The organism is Tsuneonella mangrovi (genome assembly GCF_002269345.1).
Taxonomy (GTDB): domain Bacteria; phylum Pseudomonadota; class Alphaproteobacteria; order Sphingomonadales; family Sphingomonadaceae; genus Tsuneonella; species Tsuneonella mangrovi.
The window spans coordinates 1,955,173-1,976,804 of record NZ_CP022889.1; the positions used below are offsets into that span (position 1 = coordinate 1,955,173).

The 21,632-nt window shown below is 64.8% G+C and carries 18 protein-coding genes; 3 read left to right on the forward strand and 15 right to left on the reverse strand.

Features of this window, described 5'->3' with window-relative positions:
• Positions 1–29: 29 nt before the first annotated feature.
• A complete protein-coding gene (locus tag CJO11_RS09540) occupies positions 30–707 on the reverse strand; it encodes an SDR family NAD(P)-dependent oxidoreductase (RefSeq protein WP_095012506.1) in 678 nt (225 codons plus the stop codon).
• 13 nt (positions 708–720) lie between these two features.
• Positions 721–2,376 carry an acyl-CoA dehydrogenase family protein gene (locus tag CJO11_RS09545; protein WP_095012507.1) on the reverse strand — a complete coding sequence of 552 codons (1,656 nt, stop codon included), beginning with the start codon at positions 2,374–2,376 and terminating at the stop codon, positions 721–723.
• A gap of 233 nt (positions 2,377–2,609) precedes the next feature.
• Between CJO11_RS09545 and CJO11_RS09555 the strand changes: the two genes are divergently transcribed.
• Positions 2,610–3,962 carry an MFS transporter gene (locus CJO11_RS09555; RefSeq protein ID WP_095012509.1) on the forward strand — a complete coding sequence of 451 codons (1,353 nt, stop codon included), beginning with the start codon at positions 2,610–2,612 and terminating at the stop codon, positions 3,960–3,962.
• On the opposite strand, the gene hemN is transcribed toward CJO11_RS09555, so the two are convergent.
• The 13 genes from hemN to CJO11_RS09620 all read right to left on the reverse strand — a co-directional run bounded on the left by hemN (position 3,959) and on the right by CJO11_RS09620 (position 16,871).
• Positions 3,959–5,269, reverse strand: a complete 1,311-nt coding sequence (hemN, locus tag CJO11_RS09560; protein ID WP_095013330.1) for an oxygen-independent coproporphyrinogen III oxidase — start codon at positions 5,267–5,269, stop codon at positions 3,959–3,961. The two genes, CJO11_RS09555 and hemN, sit on opposite strands and share 4 nt — an antisense overlap.
• Positions 5,270–5,300: 31 nt before the next feature.
• On the reverse strand, positions 5,301–5,486 hold the full coding sequence (gene ccoS / locus CJO11_RS09565) for a cbb3-type cytochrome oxidase assembly protein CcoS (RefSeq protein WP_095012510.1): 186 nt from the start codon (positions 5,484–5,486) through the stop codon (positions 5,301–5,303).
• Positions 5,483–7,606: a heavy metal translocating P-type ATPase gene (locus tag CJO11_RS09570; protein WP_095012511.1), complete on the reverse strand. Its 2,124-nt coding sequence runs from the start codon at positions 7,604–7,606 to the stop codon at positions 5,483–5,485. The genes ccoS and CJO11_RS09570 overlap by 4 nt, the downstream gene beginning before the upstream one ends.
• On the reverse strand, positions 7,603–8,049 hold the full coding sequence (locus tag CJO11_RS09575; RefSeq protein WP_095012512.1) for a FixH family protein: 447 nt from the start codon (positions 8,047–8,049) through the stop codon (positions 7,603–7,605). The genes CJO11_RS09570 and CJO11_RS09575 overlap by 4 nt, the downstream gene beginning before the upstream one ends.
• The gene (gene ccoG, locus CJO11_RS09580) at positions 8,046–9,548 is read right to left on the reverse strand and encodes a cytochrome c oxidase accessory protein CcoG (RefSeq protein ID WP_095012513.1); all 1,503 of its coding nucleotides are present in this window, start codon (positions 9,546–9,548) and stop codon (positions 8,046–8,048) included. Before ccoG ends, CJO11_RS09575 begins: the two co-directional genes overlap by 4 nt.
• Positions 9,535–10,446 carry a cytochrome-c oxidase, cbb3-type subunit III gene (gene ccoP / locus CJO11_RS09585; protein WP_095012514.1) on the reverse strand — a complete coding sequence of 304 codons (912 nt, stop codon included), beginning with the start codon at positions 10,444–10,446 and terminating at the stop codon, positions 9,535–9,537. The genes ccoG and ccoP overlap by 14 nt, the downstream gene beginning before the upstream one ends.
• The gene (locus CJO11_RS09590; protein WP_095012515.1) at positions 10,436–10,600 is read right to left on the reverse strand and encodes a cbb3-type cytochrome c oxidase subunit 3; all 165 of its coding nucleotides are present in this window, start codon (positions 10,598–10,600) and stop codon (positions 10,436–10,438) included. The genes ccoP and CJO11_RS09590 overlap by 11 nt, the downstream gene beginning before the upstream one ends.
• Positions 10,597–11,358 carry a cytochrome-c oxidase, cbb3-type subunit II gene (gene ccoO / locus CJO11_RS09595; RefSeq protein ID WP_095012516.1) on the reverse strand — a complete coding sequence of 254 codons (762 nt, stop codon included), beginning with the start codon at positions 11,356–11,358 and terminating at the stop codon, positions 10,597–10,599. The genes CJO11_RS09590 and ccoO overlap by 4 nt, the downstream gene beginning before the upstream one ends.
• 10 nt (positions 11,359–11,368) lie before the next feature.
• A complete protein-coding gene (gene ccoN / locus CJO11_RS09600) occupies positions 11,369–13,033 on the reverse strand; it encodes a cytochrome-c oxidase, cbb3-type subunit I (RefSeq protein WP_095012517.1) in 1,665 nt (554 codons plus the stop codon).
• Positions 13,034–13,137: 104 nt separating this feature from the next.
• Positions 13,138–13,860: a Crp/Fnr family transcriptional regulator gene (locus tag CJO11_RS09605; RefSeq protein WP_095012518.1), complete on the reverse strand. Its 723-nt coding sequence runs from the start codon at positions 13,858–13,860 to the stop codon at positions 13,138–13,140.
• Positions 13,861–13,991: 131 nt separating this feature from the next.
• Positions 13,992–14,579 (reverse strand): nucleotidyltransferase family protein, encoded by a 588-nt coding sequence (locus tag CJO11_RS09610; protein WP_095012519.1) that lies wholly within the window; start codon positions 14,577–14,579, stop codon positions 13,992–13,994.
• Positions 14,563–15,393 carry an XdhC family protein gene (locus CJO11_RS09615; protein WP_095012520.1) on the reverse strand — a complete coding sequence of 277 codons (831 nt, stop codon included), beginning with the start codon at positions 15,391–15,393 and terminating at the stop codon, positions 14,563–14,565. Before CJO11_RS09615 ends, CJO11_RS09610 begins: the two co-directional genes overlap by 17 nt.
• Complete coding sequence (locus tag CJO11_RS09620; RefSeq protein ID WP_095012521.1) at positions 15,390–16,871, reverse strand: acetyl-CoA acetyltransferase; 1,482 nt, start codon at positions 16,869–16,871, stop codon at positions 15,390–15,392. The genes CJO11_RS09615 and CJO11_RS09620 overlap by 4 nt, the downstream gene beginning before the upstream one ends.
• A 77-nt stretch (positions 16,872–16,948) precedes the next feature.
• Between CJO11_RS09620 and glpD the strand changes: the two genes are divergently transcribed.
• Together glpD and putA are read left to right on the forward strand one after the other, a co-directional pair.
• Positions 16,949–18,430, forward strand: a complete 1,482-nt coding sequence (glpD, locus tag CJO11_RS09625; RefSeq protein ID WP_205651056.1) for a glycerol-3-phosphate dehydrogenase — start codon at positions 16,949–16,951, stop codon at positions 18,428–18,430.
• 53 nt (positions 18,431–18,483) lie between these two features.
• Positions 18,484–21,603: a bifunctional proline dehydrogenase/L-glutamate gamma-semialdehyde dehydrogenase PutA gene (gene putA, locus CJO11_RS09630; protein WP_095012522.1), complete on the forward strand. Its 3,120-nt coding sequence runs from the start codon at positions 18,484–18,486 to the stop codon at positions 21,601–21,603.
• Positions 21,604–21,632: the final 29 nt, after the last annotated feature.

Genomic DNA, 21,632 nt, shown 5'->3' on the forward strand with positions numbered 1-21,632 from the left:
GCGGCATGCAAGCCCTGGTGTAGGTCGGCTTAGGCGGTCCCGCGGGAAACCGGGATGCTCGCGCCGGTGATTGCCCGGGCTTCGTCCGACGCGAGGAAGGCAATGACCCTGGCGATTTCGCGCGGCTGCACCCAGCTCGAGAAATCCGCATCGGGCATGTCGGCGCGGTTGGTCGGGGTGTCGATGATGGTCGGCAGGATAGCATTGACCGTCACGTCCTTGCCAGCCAACTCGGCAGCGAGGCTCTCGGTGAGCCGCGCGACGCCCGCTTTCGATGCAGCGTAGGCGCCCATCCCGGCATCGGCGTTCGCGGCGGCACCTGCGCCGATGTTGACGATCGCTGCGCCCGGCTGTCCTGCCAGCGTATCGAGCGCGACCTTGCACATCGTGACTGCCGTCAGCGTGTTCATGCGGAACATCCGCTCCCACGTCCCGGGCCCGCCATCGCTGAGCTTTTCCCACACGAACCCGCCGGCGATATTGACCAACGCGTTCGGCTTGCCGATTTCGGCAAGGACCTTCTGCCAGGCTGCTTCCGCGATCTCCTGGTTGGTCAGGTCGAGCCCCCCGAAATACCCTTCCTCGTCCTTGGGAGCCGGGGCGTAGTCGATCCGCGCGACCTTCCAGCCGAGATCGGCAAAGTGATCGGAAACTGCCGAACCGAGAATCCCGAAAGCCCCGGTAATTGCGACGATCTTCTGGTCCATTTCTATCCGTGTCCTATGCTCGGGCAGCAGGTTGGCTCGCCAGCGTACCGCGACCGATCACTTGCGCCTGGATTTCCCCTGCACCTTCGAAGATGTTGAGGATCCGCGCATCGCACAGCACCCGGCTGATCTCGTATTCGAGCGCGTAGCCGTTGCCGCCGTGGATTTGCAACGCGTTGTCGGCATTGGCCCACGCCACACGCGCGGCGAGCAGCTTGGCCATGCCCGCCTCGATATCGCAGCGCTCGCCCTTATCCTTGTGGCGCGCTGCCGAATAGGTCAGTTCGCGCGCCATGACGAGTTCGGCAACCATCAGCGCCAGCTTGTCCGACACGCGCGGGAAAGCGAGCAGGTTCTTGCCGAACTGCTTGCGCTCGAGCGCGTACTTGAGACCGAGGTCGAACGCGTTCCAGCCGACCCCGATCGCCCGCGCGGCGGTCTGGATGCGCGCGCCCTCGAAGGTGCGCATCAGCTGCTTGAAGCCCTGCCCTTCCGCTCCGCCAAGAAGGCCATCCCCGGCGACCGCGAAGCCATCGAAGCCAATCGCGTATTCCTTCATCCCGCGATAGCCGAGCACTTCGATCTCGCTGCCGTCGATGCCCTCGTCGGGGAACGGATCGGCGTCGGTCCCGCGGGTCTTCTCCGCGAGCAGCATCGACAAGCCGCCATAGCCTGGCGTGCCCGGATCGGTGCGCACGAGTACTGTCATCAGGTCGGCGCGGGCGGCGTGGGTGATCCAGTTCTTTGCCCCGTCGATTCGCCACGATCCGTCACCTTGTCGCGTCGCACGTGTGCGGACCGATGCGAGGTCAGATCCGGTATCGGGCTCGGTGAAGACCGCGGTCGGGAGAATCGATCCGTCGGCGAGCCTGGGCAGGAATTTGGCTTTCTGCTCGGGCGTGCCGTTCTCGCCGATCAGTTCGCCGGCGATCTCCGAGCGGGTGCCGAGCGAGCCTGCGCAAATCCACCCGCGCGAAAGCTCTTCGGAGACAAGGCACATCGCCGTCTTGCCGAGGCCCAGCCCGCCGAATTCTTCCGCGATGCACACCCCGAATACGCCAAGCTCCGCCATCTCTTGCACGACTTCGATCGGAATCAACGCATCGGCGAGATGCCATGCATGCGCGTTGGGGGCGATACGATCGGCGGTGAAGGCACGGAATTGCTCGCGGATCAGGTCGAGCGTTTCATCGTCGAACGTTTCGTCAGGCAACGCCCCTTCGGCTAGGAGCGTGGCCAGGCGCGCGCGGTTTGCGGCGGTATTACCGTCAGCGAGCAAGCGAGCGACGGCGGGCGTGTCCCCGAGCGCGTCGGCGGCGGCTTCGATCCCCAGTTCACCCGGCCGGACGTATTCGTTCTGGCTCATCGGCACCGCACTGACGAGCTGGCTGAGGTATTCGCCGAAACCGATCCGGAGAACCAGTTCCTCGACATCGCCGAAGCGCCCGGCCGTGTGCGAACGAGCAGCCCAGTCGGCGCACGATTCGAGCGCCGCGACAGTGGTCCCGATCCAGGCATAGCCATGCACGACCCGCTGGTGCTTTTCGACCAGCGTGGCTTCGGGCTTCCCGGACGGCGCAACAATCTCGGCGGTCGTGCAACGTGCCGCCTCGGCATACCCGCGGGCTGCGCCGCAAGCGTCTTGTGCCAGTGAAATCCAGTCGGTCATCATTCTCCAGCCTTGATCGATTGCCCCAGCTTGCTGCGGCGGCGCAACCATAGGCACTGCCAGACAGACTGCACCTGATAGATAAGCCAGACGCAACGCGTAAGCAGCCCGATGGCGCGAGGCAAGCGGTCCGCTTTCAAGATGGCCCGTAGGTCGAGCTGGTACTGGATTGATGCGCCAGATACGCCTAGGGGCTGGGGCGAGAGTCGCACAAGCAACACCCGGATTTCCCCATGAACCCAATCGAAAAGCGCGCTGCCATATCGCTGGCAGGCGTGTTTTCCGTCCGCCTGCTCGGCCTTTTCATGGTCTACCCGATCTTTGCCGACTATGCACGCCACCTGCCCGGCGCATCCGCATCGACGATCGGCCTCGCGCTCGGCATCTACGGCCTCAGTCAGGGGCTGTTGCAGATCCCGTTCGGACTCGCTTCGGATCGGGTCGGACGCAAGCGGATGATCGTCCTTGGCCTGATCCTGTTCGCCATCGGCAGCGTAATTGCGGCCAATGCCGGCTCGATCTGGGGAATGGTGCTGGGCCGGGTGATCCAGGGCGCAGGCGCAGTCGGATCGGTGATCCTTGCGCTGGTTGCCGACCTTACCTCGGAAGAAAGCCGGACCAAGGCGATGGCAACTGTCGGTATCACTATCGGGTTCTCGTTCATGGTGGCAGTAGTCGCCGGACCGATCTTCGCCAGTCGGCTTGGCCTGTCGGGCATATTCTGGCTGATGGCGGGGCTGGCGCTGGTAGGCATTGCGATCACTCTGTTCGTGGTCCCCACGCCCCCGGTATCGGGTGTCCATCACCGCGACGCCGAAGCGGTGCCGGCGCTGCTCGGCAGCATGTTGCGCAATCCTGACCTGCTGCGGCTCGACTTCAGTATCTTCGCGCTCCACGCCATCCTGACTTCGAGCTTCCTCGTCATGCCGACCCTGCTCGATAGTGCACTCGGGATCACCACCCACGGCCAGTGGATGGTCTATTTGCCGGTGTTCGCTATCTCGGTGGTGGTTATGATCCCGGCGATCATCGTTGCCGAGAAGCATCGCAAGATGAAACAGGTGGTGGTCGCTTCGGTCGCGGCGATGGCCGCTTCGCAAGCCGCACTATTCTTCGATGCGGCCAACGCGATCGCCCTGCTCGCCGCGGTGACGATTTTCTTCGTCGGGTTCAACATCATGGAAGCGAGCCTGCCGTCGCTGGTGACCAAGACCGCGCCTGCCGGGGCCAAGGGCACTGCCAGCGGGATCTATTCGAGCTCGCAGTTCATCGGGATCTTCTTCGGCGGGCTGGCAGGAGGGTGGGCGCACCACGGATATGGCGACACGGGCGTGTTCGCGCTCTCGACTGCGATCGGGGTGGTTTGGCTGGTGGTAATGGCGACCATGCGCGAGCCGCGCTATCTTTCTTCGCGCTTGGTAAAGGTGGGCCCGGGCGTCGCTGCCGATACGCTGGCCGGTCGGTTGCGCGAAGTGCCAGGAGTGGCCGAAGCAACCGTTGTCGCCGAGGAAGGCGTCGCCTATCTCAAGGTCGATTCGCGCACCTACGATCCTGCAGCGGCAGAGGCGCTGGCGCTGTCCGCCTAGACCGCTGAACTAAAGCGGCGCGGGGAGTGCTGGCGAAATCGGTCGAACAGTGCGGCTATAGTGCGCGCGTAGGGCAGTCCTTGCGGCGGGATCGAGAGGATTTCACCTTCGACCCGGGCCAGGCCGCGGGCCGTAAACGGTTCGAGCGCATCGGCAACTTCGCCCATGAGGCGACCGGGCACTCGCGTGTGCCCAGCGCACAGCAATTGCTCGATGAGCTTGCCGCGCAATTGGTCGTCCGTAGAACGCCGGACCCCGCGATCGGCAGCGAGCCTGCCTTGCGATGCGATCATTCGGTACCGCCCGCTGTTCTTCTCGTTCTGCGCCAGCAGGCCGGGAAACGCGCTGATCGCGGAGCTGCCGAGCCCGATCAGACTTGTCGCGTGATCGTCGGTAAAGCCCTGGAAGTTTCGGCGCAGCGTCCCGCCGCGCGCGGCCTTCGCCAGCGGGTCGTCGATAGTGGCGAAATGGTCGAACCCGACCGGAACATAGCTGCGCGAAGAGAGGAAGCCATACCCGAGCTGCGCCATCGCAAAGCGTTCATCCTGGGCGGGCATGTTGCTCGCATCGATTGCCCGCTGGCGCGGCACGATATGCGGGACGTGGGCATAGCCGAACAACGCGATCCGGTCCGCTCCCAATTCGCACGTACGCACAAGCGTCTGTTCAAGATCGCCCTGGGACTGGCCGGGCAGGCCGTACATCAGGTCGAAGTTGAGCGATGACACGCCCGCTTTGCGGAGCAGGTTGACCGCATCGGCGATCAACGCATCGGATTGCACCCGGCCGATCGTTTGTTGGCAGTGCGGGGCAAACGTCTGGACGCCGAGGCTGGCCCGCTCGATCCCGATCCGACCGATCGCTTCGCCCCAGTCGGCGCTGAGCGTGCGCGGGTCGAGTTCGATCGAGATAACCGGGTCGGTCAAGCCGAAGGCGATGTACAGAGTATCGATCAGGCGGATGAAATCGACCGGTGCGATGGCGTTGGGGCTCCCTCCGCCGAATGCGATCCGCCTGACCCGTGCCTCGCGGGGAAGAAGCAAGGCGACCTGCGCGATTTCGTGATGCAGCGCCGCGAGGTAGGACTCGAGCCGCTGGCGCCGCCCGGCAGCGCCGGTATTGCACCCGCAATAGAAGCAGATCTTCTCGCAAAACGGGATGTGGACGTAGAGCGAAACGTCGCCTTCGACCGTCTCGAGCGCGTGGTGATAGGCATCCGGCTCGATCGCACCGAATTCGGCAGCGGTCGGGTAGCTGGTGTAGCGCGGAACCGGTGTCGCCAGCAGGTCGGGATGGTAGGACCACATGCCAGCGCCATGCGCGCCCTTCAGGAATGCGTCATTGCGCTCGATCAATTCGCTGCGCATCGTTCGTCTCCCCGTCATTTTCATCGTCGATCAGGATCCGCTGCGCGGCCCCGTCGAGATCTTCAAACTGCCCGTCGCGCATCGCCCAGAAGAACATCGCTAGCCCGAACGCGCCCATCGCGAGCGCAATCGGGATCAGGAACAGGAGGCCGGTCATCGCGCCGACCTCGCGAGCCGCAGCGAATTGGCGACGACAATCAGCGAACTGAGCGACATCGCGATCGCTGCAATCAGCGGCGTGACGAGGCCTGCCAGCGCCAGCGGGACGGCGAGCAGGTTGTAGCCGAGCGCGAGCGCGAAATTCTGCTTCACGATCTGCATTGTCGCCCGTGCAACCGTGATCGCCAGCGCGACCGGGGCAAGTCGCTCACCGATGAACACCGCGTCGGCAGCCTGCTGGCTCAGGTCGCTCGCGGTACCCGGCGCGATCGAAGCGTGCGCGGCGGCGAGGGCGGGGCCGTCGTTGAGCCCGTCGCCCACCATCAACGGTCGGTGACCTTGCGTTTGCAGGGTGCGCAATTCGGCGAGTTTCTCGGTCGGGGTCATCCCGCCTTGCCCCACGATGCCGAGTTCGCGTGCGACATGCTCGACAGCTTCGGCCCGGTCGCCCGAAAGGACATGCGATTGCACGCCGTCGCGGGCAAGCCTGGCCAGGGTTTCGGCGGCGTCGGCGCGCAATGGATCCTCGAAATGGATGATGCAATCGCGCCTGCCGATCGAGAGCCGCGTCGCAAGCGTTGCTTCGGTCGTGTCCGGCCTGCCGAGCGAGACCGGCACTCCGTTCCAGATGCCGGAAACTCCCGTGCCGCTCTGTTCGCGAATGTCGCTGATCTCGCTCGGCTTAGCGCCCGCCGTGCGCAGGCTGGTGGCAAGCCCCCGGCTGAGCGGGTGGCGGCTCTGTTGGGCAAGGCCAAGCGCTACGGCTCTCGATTGTTCGTCGAGGTCGGCGATGTCCGCGCGCGGCTCGCCGAGCGTCAGCGTGCCGGTCTTGTCGAACACAGCCACGTCGATTTCCGCGAGGCGTTCGAGCGCGCTGCCGTCCTTGACCAGCAGTCCCTTGCGGATGAGCGCACCCGAAGCGACGACTTGCGCTGCCGGCACGGCCAGTCCGATCGCGCAGGGGCAGGTGATGATCAGCACGCTGATCGCGATCACCAGTGCATGGTACCAGCCTGCGCCAGCGATCATCCATCCGACAAACGCCGCCAGCGCCAGGGTATGGACAGCAGGCGCATAGATCCGCGCAGCGCGGTCGGCGATGCGGACATAGCGGCTGCGCGATTGGCCCGCTTCGTCCATCAGCCGTGCGATCTCGGCGATGGCGGTATCGTCCTGCGTGGCGGTGATCTCGACGCGAAGCGGCCCATCGAGCGCGACAGTGCCGGCATGCACCTGGTCGCCGGGGACAACTTGTTCGGGGGCGCTTTCCCCGGTCAGCATCGAGCGGTCGATCGCGCCGGTACCTTCGAGCACGGTCCCGTCTGCCGCCAGCGCTTCGCCTGCCGCCAGGATCATGATCATGCCCGGCGCGAGGTCTTCGGCGGCGATCCGCTTGGTGGAGCCGTCGGGCTGGACCACGCTGGCGCTCTTGCCCATCCGCTGGAGCAGTGCGCCGATCCCGGCACGGGTGCGGTTGCGCATGGTCGCGTCGAGCGCTCTGCCGGCAAGCAGGAAGAACAACAGCATGACCGCACCGTCGAAATAGGCGTGCGGCCCCCCGGTCAGCGTTTCGTAGAACGACAGCCCGGTTGCGAGCAGCACCCCGATCGAAATCGGCACGTCCATGTTGGTGCGGCCATAGCGCAGCGCCATTGCCGCGCTGGAGAAGAACGGGCGCCCGGCATAGGCGATCACCGGCAATGCGATCAGCGCGGAGAGCCAATGAAACATCTCGCGGGTAACGACATCGGCCCCGGCCCAGACGCTGACCGACAGCAGCATGATGTTCATCATGCCGAACCCGGCCACCGCCAGTGCGCGCAGCAGCATCCGCGCATCCTTGTCGTCTTCAGCGAGCGGGTTGGCCGATACCGGCTGCGCTTCGAAGCCCAGCCGCAGCAAGGCATCGACGATCTTGTCGTCGCTGAGCCGAGCATCGTGGCGCACTGCGACCCGCTTGGCCGAGAAGTTCACCCGGGCCGCTTCGACGCCCTCGAGTTCGCTCAGCCCGCGCTCGATCTTGGCGATGCAGCCCGCGCAACGGATCGAGGGGACAGTGAACCGGCTGTCGGACAGGCCGGCCTCCTTCCCAACGTCGATCGGCGCGATGGCGTTCATCCCAGCGACCTTTCGATAACCTTGTGCTTGCCGCCCGATCGCAAGGTCGCGCGGATCAGCCAGCGTCCCTCGGGCAGCCGGTCACGGCTGACAAACCGCCCGTTGCCGTCCTGCTCGAGCGTCCAGTACTGCAAGCCCACCTTGCCCAGTGGGTGTTGCAGTTCGGCGGTAACCGAGAGATCGCCCGGGGTGCCCGCAGTCGTCACTTCAAGCCGACCCTTGCCGTCGCGCATGATCTGCGCGTTCCAGCCCAGCGCATCTTCTGCGCGGGCCTCAGCAAGCCACTTGTTGTAATGTTGGCTGGCGACGTAGGAATTTTCTACCACGAGGCCACCGAACCCCTCGATCGCTTGCGTGGCCATATAGAAATTGACCGCCATCACCGTGCCGAAGAAGCACACCAGGATGCCGGTCATGTGCCAGCCGGTGAAATTGCGCTTCATCGTTCGCCTCCGGGCGTTGTAAACAGGGTTTCGACGCGTGCACTTTCGGGCTGCTTGCCTGTGGTTCTTACCGTGAACGCAAAATCCTGCTGCGGGGTCGCATTGGGCGCGACGACATATGCGCGCACGGTGCTGGTCTCGTCGGCAGGCACGGTCACGGTCTGGCTACGCGCGGCCTGGTCACGGCCGATACTGTCGGTCCACATCACCGCACCGGATAGCCCGTCGATCGCGATCGTCATCCCTCGCGGCTGGCTTACCATGTTTCGCAGCTTGAGCGTATAGGCGTTGCGGATCGAACCGTCGCTCATCAGCATGAATGGCGGGTTGCGATCGGGCGCCGCACTGATGGCGACGTGATTGCGCGCGCCGAGCAGGAACAACAGGCCCAGCCCGATGCCGCCCCACAACATGAAATAGGCAATCGTGCGTGGTCTTAGCAGCGCCTTCCATGCCGGGCGGGCGGGTTCGCCGGCCGCTTCGCGCTTGGCATCTTCCAGCGTGATATAGTCGATCAACCCGCGCGGCCTTCCGATTTCGGCCATCGTGCGGTCGCAGGCGTCGATGCACAGCGCGCAAGTGATGCAGCCGATCTGCGGGCCGTTACGGATGTCGATCCCGGTCGGGCAGACCGCGACGCATTGCAGGCAATCGACGCAATCGCCAAATTGGTCGGGATTGCGCTGGGCTTTCTTGAGGCTGCCACGCGGCTCCCCGCGCCAGTCCTTGTATGTCACCGTGAGCGACTTTTCGTCCATCATCGCGCTCTGGATGCGCGGCCACGGGCACATGTAGACACACACCTGCTCGCGCATGAACCCGCCCAGCGTGACCGTCGTCAGAGTCAGCACGACGACCGTGATGTAGGCGACCGGAGCCGCCTCTCCGCGCCAGAAGTCGTGGACCAGCGTCGGAGCGTCGGCGAAATACATGATCCACGCGCCGCCGGTCCAGAACCCGATCACGACGTAGATCGTCCACTTGAACGCTCGCCGCATCACCTTTCCCCAGGTCCAAGGTGCAGCGTCGAGCTTCATGCGGGCGTTGCGATCGCCGTCGACGAACCGGTCGACGTGCTGGAACACGTCGGTCCACACGGTCTGCGGGCAGGAATAGCCGCACCATGCCCGGCCCACGGCACTGGTTACCAGGAACAGCCCGATACCGGCCATGATCAGCAACCCAGCGACGAAGTAGAACTCCTGCGGCCAGATCTCGATGCCGAACATGTAGAACCGGCGATGGGCAAGATCGACGAGCACCGCCTGGTTGGGCGCGTAAGGCCCCCTGTCCCAGCGGATCCACGGGGTCACGTAGTAGATCGTCAGCGTCACGAACATGACGAACCACTTGAACCTCCGGAACGGCCCGTCGATCCGCTTGTTGTGAACCGCGCGGCGCGCCTCGTAGAGCTTCTCGGGCGGGTCCTGGCGAGGGGGTTCGCTTCGGCCGGTGCGTGCTTGTCCGATCGCTACTACTTTGGCTTCACTGCTGGACATCGTCCACCGTCGCAGCCGGTTGCTGCTGTTCGGGAGCGAAGTCTTCCCCGCCGCCGAGCGAGTGGACGTAGGCCGCCAGCATCTTGATCGTGACCGGATCGAGCTTCTTGTCCCATGCCGGCATTACGCCCATGTGCGGCTTGACGACCTGCTTCTCGATCGCCGCGCGGCTACCGCCGTAGAGCCAGATCGCGTCGTTCAGGCGCGGTGCGCCGACCTGACGATCGCCGCCACCGTTCGCGCCGTGACAGATCGCACAGTTTTCCGCGAATAGCTTTGCGCCGGCCGCGCTGTCGGGCGCCTTGTGGCTGAGCGCCTGCACATGCTGTGCGAGGGCGTCGAGCTCGGCTGCGGTAAACATCCCCTCGAACGGCGGCATCGCGCTGTTGCGGGTCGCGTCGTCGCCCGGTTGGCGGATGCCGTGAGTGATCGTGGTCTGGATCGCCTTGAGGTCACCGCCCCACAGCCAGTCGTCGTCGTTGAGGTTGGGGTAGTGACCGACAACTCCGCCACCGCCCGATCCGTGGCACTGCACACAGTTGACCTTGAACGCGGCGGCACCACCGGCGACCGCCTGCTGCATCAGGTCGGGATGATCGGGCAGTTGCTCGATCGGGATTTGTGCAAGCTGCTCGCGTAGCGCCGTGCGGCTCTGCTCGGCCGCCTTCATGTCCTTGGCCAGCTGTCCCCGGCTGGTCCAGCCGAGTTCGCCTTCGGTCGCGCGATTGAGCATCGGCAGCGCGGGATAAGCGATGACGTAGCCGATTGCGAACACGATCGTCAGGTAGAAGGTCCACAGCCACCACCGCGGCAGCGGGGTATCGAGTTCCTCGATCCCGTCCCACTCGTGGCCGACGGTCTGGGTGCCAGTGAGTTGGTCGACGTGCTTATTGGCCATCGGCTTCGTCCTCGAAGATCATGGTGGCGGCTGCGTTGTTTTGTTGCTTCGCGCCCGGCCGGAACGGCCACAGGCAGAGCGTGACGAAGATGCCCAGCATCACGACCAGCCCGATCCCGTCGGCAAAGTGGCGCAAGGTGTCGTAAGTGCTCACCGGCCCTTCTCCTGCGCGAGTTTCTCCTGTGCAGCGGCGCTGTTCACATCGACCAGCGTGCCGAGCATCTGCAGGTAGGCGACCAGCGCGTCCATCTCGGTCAGCCGCTCGGGATTGCCATCGAAGTCGCGGATCTGCGCCTTGGGATAGCGCTTCTCCAGATCGCCCGGATCGGCGTTCGGATCGGCCTGCGCCTTCAAGTCCGCTTCGGCCATCGCGATATCCTTGTCGGTGTAGGGAACCCCGACGTCGCGCAACGCCTTGAGCGAGCCCGCCGGGTCCGCGTGCAGGTCGGTTTCAGCGAGGAAGCCGTACTTCGGCATGATGCTTTCCGGCACTACGCTGCGCGGATCGGTCAGGTGCTGGACGTGCCATTCGTCAGAATAGCGCCCACCTACGCGGGCAAGATCCGGCCCGGTGCGCTTCGACCCCCACTGGAACGGGTGATCGTACATGCTCTCTGCCGCCAGAGAGTAGTGACCATAGCGCTCCACCTCGTCGCGGAACGGGCGGATCATCTGGCTGTGGCAGACGTAGCACCCCTCGCGGATGTAGATGTCGCGCCCGGCCTGCTCGAGTGGGGTGTAAGGCCGCATCCCGTCCACCTTCTCGATCGTGTTGTCGATCCAGAACAGCGGAGCGATTTCCACGATCCCGCCGATCGCGACCGTGATAAGGGTGCCCAGTGCGAGCAGGGTGATGTTGCGTTCGAGCCGCTTGTGGCCAGTCGGCTTTTCGTCAGCGATTGCATCGGTCATGGTCGGTCACTCACTCGGCCGGGACCGCTTGGGGCAGCGGGCGATCGGCGGTTTCGTTGTAGGGGGTCTCGGTCATCGGCGCTTCATCGCGCACCCGACCTGCGAGGGTCTGCCACACATTCCAGATCATGATCAGGAAGCCGGTGAGGTACATCGCCCCGCCCACGGCGCGCATCACGTACATCGGATGCACCGCGGCGACGGTATCGACGAAGCTGTTCACGAGGTAGCCGTTCGCGCCGTATTCGCGCCACATCAGGCCCTGGGTGATGCCCGCCACCCACATGCTCGCGGCGTAGAACACGATGCCGATGGTCGCGAGCCAGAAGTGCCAGTTGACCATTCGCAGGCTGTACAGGCGCTTGCGCTTCCACAGCCGCGGGGCGAGGTAATACATGCACGCGAACGTGATCATGCCGTTCCAGCCCAGTGCACCGGAGTGGACGTGGCCGATGGTCCAGTCGGTGTAGTGGCTGAGACTATTGACCGACTTGATGCTCATGACCGGCCCTTCGAACGTGCTCATGCCGTAGAACGCCAGCGCCATCACCATCATGCGGATAATCGGATCGGTGCGGATCTTGTCCCACGCACCGTTGAGCGTCATCAGTCCGTTGATCATCCCGCCCCAGCTGGGCATCCACAGCATTACCGAGAACACCATGCCGAGCGTCTGCGCCCAGTCGGGCAGCGCGGTGTAGTGCAGGTGGTGGGGACCGGCCCAGATGTAGAGGAAGATCAGCGACCAGAAGTGGATGATCGACAGGCGGTACGAATACACCGGTCGCTCGGCCTGCTTGGGTACGAAGTAATACATCATTCCCAGGAACCCGGCGGTGAGGAAGAACCCGACCGCGTTGTGGCCGTACCACCACTGGGTCAGCGCATCCTGCACCCCGGCAAAGGCGCTGTAGCTCTTCGAGCCGAGGAAGCTGATCGGAACCGCCAGGTTGTTGACCACATGCAGCATCGCCACAGTGACGATGAATGCGAGGTAGAACCAGTTCGCCACATAGATGTGCGGTTCGTGACGGCGCACGATCGTGCCGACGAATACTGCGAGATAGGCCAGCCACACGATCGTCAGCCACAGGTCGACGTACCATTCGGGCTCGGCGTATTCCTTCGACTGGGTAATCCCCATCAGGTAGCCGGTCGCTGCCAGCACGATGAACAGCTGGTAGCCCCAGAACACGAACCGGGCGAGCGAAGGGAACGCCAGCCGCGTCCTGCAAGTGCGCTGGACGACGTAGAAACTGGTCGCGAGCAGGGCATTGCCGCCGAAGGCAAAGATCACTGCGCTGGTGTGCAACGGGCGGACGCGCCCGAAGTTGAGGTAGGGCTCCACGTTGAGTTGCGGGAACGCAAGCTGGAGTGCGATGAACAGGCCAGCGAGGAAGCCCGCCAGACCCCAGAACATCGTCGCGAGCACAGCCCAGCGGACCGGGTCGTCGTCATAGCGCGACGCGTCGTCGGGCACCTTGAAAAACCGGTTGATCCGCGATGCCGGGTCGAACCGCGCGGCCGACATCCACACCAGTACGAACGCGATGAACGCGATGAGGCCCGCATGGACCGCAAACCCGAAATCGTGCGCTTCCGCAGTCACGGCCAAGGCGACCACCATCACCCCGAACCACAGCCCGGCCCAGCCGAGAGCCTTCTCCGCCTGCATGAAATTACCCTCCTGTTTCACGCCGACTATCGGCGCGAAGGAGGCGAATCATTGATCCAGCGCAAATTAGCGGCAGCGCTGCCCGGTGCAGCCTGAATTTGCCGCTATTCCGCCAATTCCGCCAGCTTCGCGCGATCGCGAATGACGATCTGTCGGCGCGAAGGCAGTTCGATCAATCCGTCGCTCTTCATCCGGGTCATCTGGCGGCTGACGGTTTCGATCGTCAGGCCGAGCACGTCAGCTATTTGCTGGCGCGATAGCGGGAGCGTGAATTGGTCGGGAGATTCTGTTGAATCGTGGCATCCCGCTGGAGCAAGCCGCTCGGACATTTCGAGCAGGAAGCTGGCCAATTTCTGTTCCGCGCTCATCCGCCCGAGCAGGAGCATCCATCGCCGTGTCCGGTCGAGCTCCGCGAGGGTCCGTTCGAGCAGCTTGTGCTCGAGCCGTGGGTGTTCGCGCGCGAAGCGATCGAAATCGGACCTGCGGAAGACGCATACCATCGCATCGGTAAGCGCTTCGACGCCGTATGGAGTCGTTTCGCCGAACGGACGCCCGAGGAAGTCCGACGGATAGACCAAGCCGAGGATCTGTTCGCGTCCATCGGCGAGCTGGTTGGACAGCTTGAGCACGCCCTCGACCACGTTGGCGACCAGCACCGCTTCGTCGCCTTCCCACAGCAGTTGCTCGCCGGGATCCAGGCGTCGCCTCCGCCCGATAGCGTTGAGCACCTTCAGTTCGTCGCTGTCGAGATCTGCGCAGATCGCACGATTGCGTACGGCACATGCCGCGCAAAAGTTCGCAGGTAGATCTGTGGCGGGGAGATCCATCACCTGAGAGGTAATGCGTTCGGCGTCTCAGGTCTATATTGGTCCCGCAAGTCGGTCCCTAGGGGCGACATTCGCGCAACACTTCGCGTCCCTTGCAAGTGAAGCCCGCCCAGCCTCCATAAGCCCTCGATCTATGCGCTCCCGACGAGAATTGGTTCGATCGCCTTGAGATCGTCAGGGGAATCGACGTCGCGCAAGCTGTCGACACTCGGCGGAGCGAGCGCTGCCGCCGCGACTCGGCTAGCAAGCGTCGCGGCTCCGCGTGCGGGGGGGAGCGAGCGAAGAAGGGCGAATTCGGCTGCAGGAAACGCTGCCGGGACGCCCGGCTTGCCATCGGCATGCAGTGTGAATGCGGCGCCTTCCATCGTTGCAAGCCGCACGAGATGGTCAGGCTCGACCAGCGGCATATCGGCGAGGGCAATGACCAGCCGGTCGCAGCCTTCCGCGGCGGCCACCGCGGCATGGATCGAAGTGCCAATGCCAAGGTCTGCATCGGGATTCTCGGTTATCGTCCACCCGTTGAGCGTTGCCGAAAAGGCGGGCCTGTCGGGCGGCACGACCAACAGGCGCATGGAAAAGCCGGCCGCCTCAGCAGCATCGGTCGCCCATCGCCCCAACGGCTTGCCGCAGAGCAATGCGTCGAGCTTTTTCCCGCCGAACCGCGTGCCCGCCCCACCGGCAAGCACTGCGATCGCCACGCTGTCAGGCAGGCTCGGCATGGAGCTTGTCGTATTCGCCCGCGATTTCGGCGAGGACGGAGAGTGCCAGCGTTTCCGGGTCGCGGCACGAATCGATGCAGCCGATCGGGCCGCGAATGCGGGCCAGTTGGCTTTCCTCGATCCCCTCGGCAAGCAGTCGCGCGGCACGGGCTTCGCGCGCGACGAATCCACCCTGCGCGCCGATGTAGAACCCGTCGCCTTGGAGTGCGTGGCGCAGGATGGCGGCTTCCCATTCGTGGTCGTGGAACAGCAGGACCGTGGCGGTCCAGCGGTCGGGCGGCGCGATCGGCGGAGCCGCACCGAGCGCCAGTGTGTTCTTGGCGACCACACGCACGGCAATTCCCGCCGCACGGGCAACCTGCACCAGCGCCGCAAGTTCGGGCCCGTCGCCGATCGCATCGATCGCGAGCCCGGGGATATAGCGGCGCCGTGCCAAAACCGAATTGGTCGGCAGTTCGAGCATCGCCGGTCGCCGTGTCGACAACGCCTCCATCGCGGCGCGACAGGCGGCCTGATCGGGCGCAGGATCGAGCAGGATATCGAGCCCTCCGCCGCATGGCAGGCGAAAGTCGATCAATGGCGAGCCCTGCCCGTATCGCCGTACTTCGGGTTCGCGCATCGCGGCAACGTCGCTCGCCAGCTGGTGTTCGAGACAGCCGTCGGCAAGCGATCCGGTGAGAGTTCCGTCGGGCAACACCGCGAGCTGCGCCCCGATGCGGCGGGAGAATGCCCCGTCGATCCCGACGATGGTGCACAGTCCGCCGCCGCTTTCTGCCACGGCGGCAAGCGCAGCATGGTCCGAAGGAACTGTCATGCCCGCCAGCGCGCGAGCTCATCCGCGCCGTCGACAATGGGTCCGCTTGTCCCAACGGGCTCGACACCGCCGTCGGTCAGGAAGTCGATCATCTCGCTGTCGTCTCCGGGCACGTTGGCGAGCGTGCGCGTGCCTTCAGGAGTCAATGCCACGATCACACCGTTCTTCGGCGACCCATCGCGGTTGTAGAACACCGTGTAGGTCTCGATCGTCGCTGCCCCGCGATATTCCTCGTCGATGGGGGGGACGGGCCCGCGCGCTTCATCGGCCTGCGCCTGCACGTCGAAATCCTGCGGGAAGCGCGCGGCGGGTAGCGGCTCGGCCGAAATCGCAATCGCATGATGATGGGTCGCATAACCGCCATTGGCATAGAGGAACCCGGTCCCGCCGCCGCTGCGCAGCTTATCGACCATGCACGCGAGCGGGTGGGCCATGTAGTTGCCGATCGGTCCGCCGCCGAAGGTAAGCCCGCCGAACACTGTAATGTCGCGCTCTTCCGGCCAGCCGAGCACGCGTCGCGCCATTTTCGGCACGCATGGGAAGCACGAATAGAGCTCGACATGATCGAGATCGTCCACCGTCAGCCGGTTGAACGACAGTGCATGGGTAATCGCAGCCGACATGCTCGATGACGCATAATATTTGTCGCGTTTGAGGATGTTCATCGGGGCATGGGCGGCCGCCCCCATGCCGACGTAGATCAGGCGATCTTCGGGCACTCCGCGCCGCCGGGCTTCGGCAAGGCTGGTGACGAGAAATCCAGCGCCCTGGTTAACGCTGGAATTGGCGACCTGCAACTTGGTGTAGGGAAATGCGATCGGGCGGTTGCCGGGGCCCGCCGCGACGATTTCCTCGGCAGTCCGAGGCTCGTGCAACCATGCCGAAGGCGTGCGCGCGGCAACCTCTGACATCCCCGCCCAGATCTCGCCGCTCTCCCGCTGCGCTTCTGCCAACGTCTGGCCGACATGCGCACGATAGGCATTCTCGATCAGCGGATAGATTTCGATCGGGATCACAAGACCATAGGATGGGCCATAACCGACAATTCGGCGATGGGTGGCATTGCGCAGTGCATCGTGCTCTTTCGCCTGCGCAGCGGCGCGTCCTGCAGCTGTGCGCAGCGCTTCGCCGCCGGTCACCGCGCACACCAGCGATTCGCCGCGGGCGATCCGGTTGGCGGCTTCGTTGAGCAGCAATATCGGGCTGTCGCCGCTCGGAGTTGCAGTCTGGAACGAGTGCGCAGGAACTGCTCCGATGCCTTCCGCGACCCGCGCGGTTGCCGGGTTGAGTTCGGGGAAGGAAAGCTGGCTCACCACGGCCAGCGAATCGACGTCGGCCAGCCAGCCGCCGCCGGCATGTTGGTCGGCCGCCTTGAGCGCGGCGACCATCAGGCCAACCGAATCGAGACCTGCAAAAGGATCGCCGGGCCGGTCCTCGACCTGTCCGACGCCAACTATAACCGGAATTGCTTCATCCATCGCGTGCGACCCTTGCCATGCAGCGGCGCGCACGCAACCCCTTTCCAAGCGACCGCGTGCCGACTAGCCAAATGGTTATGCGCGACCTGCTCGTCATCGGCGGAGGGATCAACGGTGTCGGGATCGCCCGCGACGCCGCCGGTCGCGGCATGGCGGTCACGCTGGTCGAGAAGGACGACCTTGCCTCGCACACTTCTTCGGCCAGCACCAAGTTGATCCACGGCGGGCTGCGTTACCTCGAAAACTACGAGTTCCGTTTGGTCCGCGAATCGTTGCGCGAGCGCGAAGTCATGCTGCGGATCGCGCCGCACCTGGTGCGTCCGATGCGGTTCGTGCTGCCATACGAGGACGGCTTGCGCCCGGCCTGGATGCTGCGCCTTGGGCTGTTCCTTTACGATCACATCGGCGGCAACCGCAGTTTGCCAGGCAGCTCTTCGGTCGATCTCACTGCACCGCCGCTCGGCGGGATCCTGCGCGATAGCCTGACGCGCGGCTTCGCCTATTCGGACTGCTGGGTCGACGATGCACGGCTTGTCGTGCTCACCGCGATGGATGCAGCCGAGCGCGGTGCGGAAATTCGTTTGCACACCCGCTGCACCGCGCTCGAGCGGGTCGGCGATCACTGGCGAGCGACGCTGGAAACCGCTGCTGGGACCGAGACCATCGATGCCCGCGCCGTGGCCAACGCTGCCGGTCCGTGGGTCGACGATGTTGCGGACCTTGCGACGGCGGGACGCGCGCAGGATCACTTGCGGTTGGTCAAAGGCAGCCACATTGCTGTGCCGCGCATATACGATGGCGCGCAGGCCTACCTGTTCCAGAACCGCGACGGGAGGATCGTGTTTGCGATTCCCTACGAGCGCGATTTCACCCTGATAGGGACGACCGACAAGCTGTTTACCGGTGATCGCAACAAGGTTGCGATTTCCGAGGAAGAGACCGACTACCTGTGCGCTGCGGCGGGCGAATATTTCCGCCAACCCGTCACGCCCGAACAGGTCCGGTGGAGCTACGCCGGAATCCGCCCGCTCTACGACGATCATGCGGCCAAGAACGCGACCGTAACGCGCGATTACCGCTTCGAGATCGACGCCCCCGACCGTGGCGCTCCGCTGCTCAGCGTGTTCGGCGGCAAGATCACGACCTACCGCAAGCTGGCCGAACACGCGCTGGCGCGCCTCGCGCGACACATAGATGTTCCTGGCCGCGAATGGACGGCAGGCGCAGCGTTGCCCGGCGGCGATCTGCCGGGCGGTGACTTCGCGGCCTTTCTTGCGGACGTAAGGAGCCGCTGGCCGTGGCTCGGCGAGGACCGGTCGCTGCGAATGGCGCACGCCTACGGCTGGCGGCTCGCGCAGGTCCTGGGCGATGCGGCAAGCGCCGCCGATCTGGGGCGCGACTTCGGTGCGGGTTTCACTGAAGCGGAGTTGCGCTATCTCGTCGAACGCGAATGGGCGCAAAGCACCGAAGATGTGCTGATGCGGCGGAGCAAACTGGGCCTGCATATGGACGAAGGCCAACGAATGGCCGTTGAAAGCGCGCTCGATCAGATGGCTTGATTGCAATTGAAACTAGGTGCAGGGGCGCGCCGAATTACCTAGTGAGTCCGCCAATGAACCAGCCGCTCGACCGCCTGCAACTCCGCAAAGCCTACCGGCAGGAAGAAGACGCTTGCGTCGCCGAGCGCTTGCGCCAGGCAGCGCCCGCGCAAGCGGTCCACGGTGAAGCAGCGGCTTTGGCGGTCAAGCTCGTCGAAGGGGCTCGGCGGCACAAGGCGAGCGGGATCGACGCTTTCCTGCAAACCTTCGGCCTCGCGACCGAGGAAGGCGTAGCGTTGATGTGCCTCGCCGAAGCGCTGCTGCGGGTGCCCGATGCCGGCACCGCGGACGCGCTGATCAAGGACAAGATCGGCGATATCGACTGGGGCGAGCACCTCGGCGAATCGAGCTCGACTTTCGTCAATGCCGCGACCTTCTCGCTCATGCTCACCGGCGAAGTGCTCGAGCAGCCCGAGCTGCACCAGAAGGGCATGGGCGCGACGCTCAAGCGGACGGTCGGGCGACTGGGAGAACCGGTCATCCGCAAGGCCACATTGCAGGCCATGAAGATCCTCGGCGGCCAGTTCGTGTTCGGGCGGACGATTGGCGAAGCCTTGAAGCGCGCTACTCCGGCGCGGGCGCGAGGCGAAACGCACTCGTTCGATATGCTTGGCGAAGGCGCTATGACCTTCGCTGACGCCGAGCGCTATCTCCAGTCCTACGAACGCGCGATCGAGCGGCTGGCGAAAGAAGCCAAAGGCGGGGTGGCTGCATCGCCGGGTATTTCGGTCAAGCTGTCCGCGCTCTACCCGCGCTACGATTTCCTCCACGCAGAGGCTGCGACCAAGGCGCTGGTTCCGATGCTGCGCGCGTTGGCCGAGAAGGCGCGCGATGCCGACATCCACTTCACGATCGACGCCGAAGAGGCCGAGCGGCTCGAATTGAGTCTCGATATCATCGAAGCGTTGGTTGCTGACGACACCTTGTTTACTCGCCCCGACGGCAGCAGCTGGAGCGGATTCGGACTTGCGATACAGGCCTACCAGAAGCGCGGCTATCACGTTTGCGACTGGGTGGTGCGGCTCGCGCGTCATCACGGGCGGCGATTGTTCGTGCGGCTGGTCAAGGGCGCCTATTGGGACACCGAGATCAAGCTCAGCCAGGTCGGCGGATACAGCGACTACCCGGTGTTCACCCGCAAGGTCTCGACCGACGTCTCCTACCTTGCTTGCGCGGCGCGGCTGTTCGAGGCACCGGACGCGATCTACCCTGCGTTCGCGACGCACAACGCCTACACGATCGGTGCGATCAAGGCCCTTTCTCAAGGTCGCGAATTCGAGTTCCAGCGCCTCCACGGGATGGGCGAAGAAGTCTACGCTGAACTCGGCAAGCTGGAAGGGCGCGTGCGTACCCCCGTGCGGGTCTATGCCCCGGTCGGGGTACACAAGGACCTGCTGGCCTATCTCGTGCGCCGCTTGCTTGAGAACGGTGCGAACTCCAGCTTCGTCAACCGGATGGCCGATGCCGAAGTGCCGGCGATCGAACTGGCGGGCGACCCGGTGGCCGAACTCGCGGCGCTCGAACCCAAGCGCGAACCGGCGATTGCGCTTCCCGCGGATATCTTCCCCGGTCGCCGCAACAGCACAGGGGTCGATCTTGCGGATCCGCTGGTGCGCGAACCGCTGCTCAAGCGGCTGGCCGCGCTCGATGCACGCCACTGGGATGCCGGACCGACCTTCCCGGCCCGCGACGCCGGGGAAGTTGCCCCGATCACCTCGCCGCAAGACCTCACCCACGAAGTCGGCACCCGGCGCGATTCGACCGAGGCCGAAGTGCGCGTGGCGATCGGGCTGGCAGCGGAGGTCCAGCATGGCTGGAACGCGCTCGGCGGTGAAAAGCGCGCGCTGCTCCTCGAAGCAGCCGCCGACGCTTTCGAGGATCATACCGACGAGGTCCTGAGCCTGTGCCAGCGCGAAGCGGGCAAGACGCTGGTCGATGCCGTGCTCGAACTGCGCGAAGCGGTCGATTTCCTGCGCTATTACGCCAGCGAAGCGCGGCGTTTGTTCGCCGCCCCGCTGATCCTGCCGGGGCCGACGGGCGAGGAGAACCGCTTGAGCCTTGCTGGGCGCGGGGTGTTCGCGACGATCAGCCCGTGGAACTTCCCGCTGGCGATCTTCATTGGCCCTGCGGCGGCAGCGCTGGCTGCAGGCAATACTGTGGTTGCCAAGCCGGCGGAACAGACCCCGCTGATCGCTGCGTTGGCAGTGAAGCTGTGCCACCAGGCGGGCATTCCCGAGCAGGTGTTCCAGCTGTTGCCCGGTGCGGGCGATGTCGGGCAGTTCATTACCTCGGACCCGCGGCTCGCCGGGGTCGCGTTCACCGGATCGACCGAGACCGCGCAGGCGATCAACCGCAGCCTTGCCGCGCGCGAAGGGCCGATCGCGACATTTATCGCCGAGACCGGCGGGCAAAACGCGATGATCGTGGACAGTTCGGCGCTGCCCGAGCAGGTCACCCGCGATGTCGTGGCGAGCGCGTTCCAGAGCGCGGGCCAAAGGTGCAGCGCACTGCGCACGCTCTACATCCAGGACGACGTCGCCGATGAAATGCTGGCGATGATCCGCGGTGCGTTCGAGGCATTGGTGATCGGCGATCCGGAAAGCCTCGCGACAGATGTCGGGCCGGTGATCGACCCCGACGCCAAGGCTGCGCTCGAACGCCACGTCGCGCGCCGCAAGAAGGGCGGACAGACCGTGTGGCGCAGGAAACTACCGAGGGGAGCCGCCGCAGGATGTTACGTGGCCCCGACGATCATCGAGATTCCCTCGATCCTCGACTTGAAGCGCGAAAACTTCGGGCCGGTGCTCCATGTCGTGCGTTTCAAGGCGAACGAGCTCGAGCAGGTCGTCGCAGACATCAACGCCACCGGCTACGGTTTGACACTGGGTCTCCACAGCCGGATCGCCGCAACCCGGCGGACGGTCGAACGGCTGGCGAGCGTCGGCAACTTCTACGTCAATCGCAACCAGATCGGCGCGGTGGTCGAAAGCCAACCGTTCGGCGGCGAGGGAATGAGCGGCACCGGCCCGAAGGCGGGCGGGCCGCACTACGTCGCCCGGTTCGCGACCGAGCGGGTGGTGTGCATCGATACGACCGCTGCGGGTGGTAACGCGTCGCTGCTGGCGGGAGGTTAGGCCCAGTCAGGCCAAAGGAGCGGGCACTG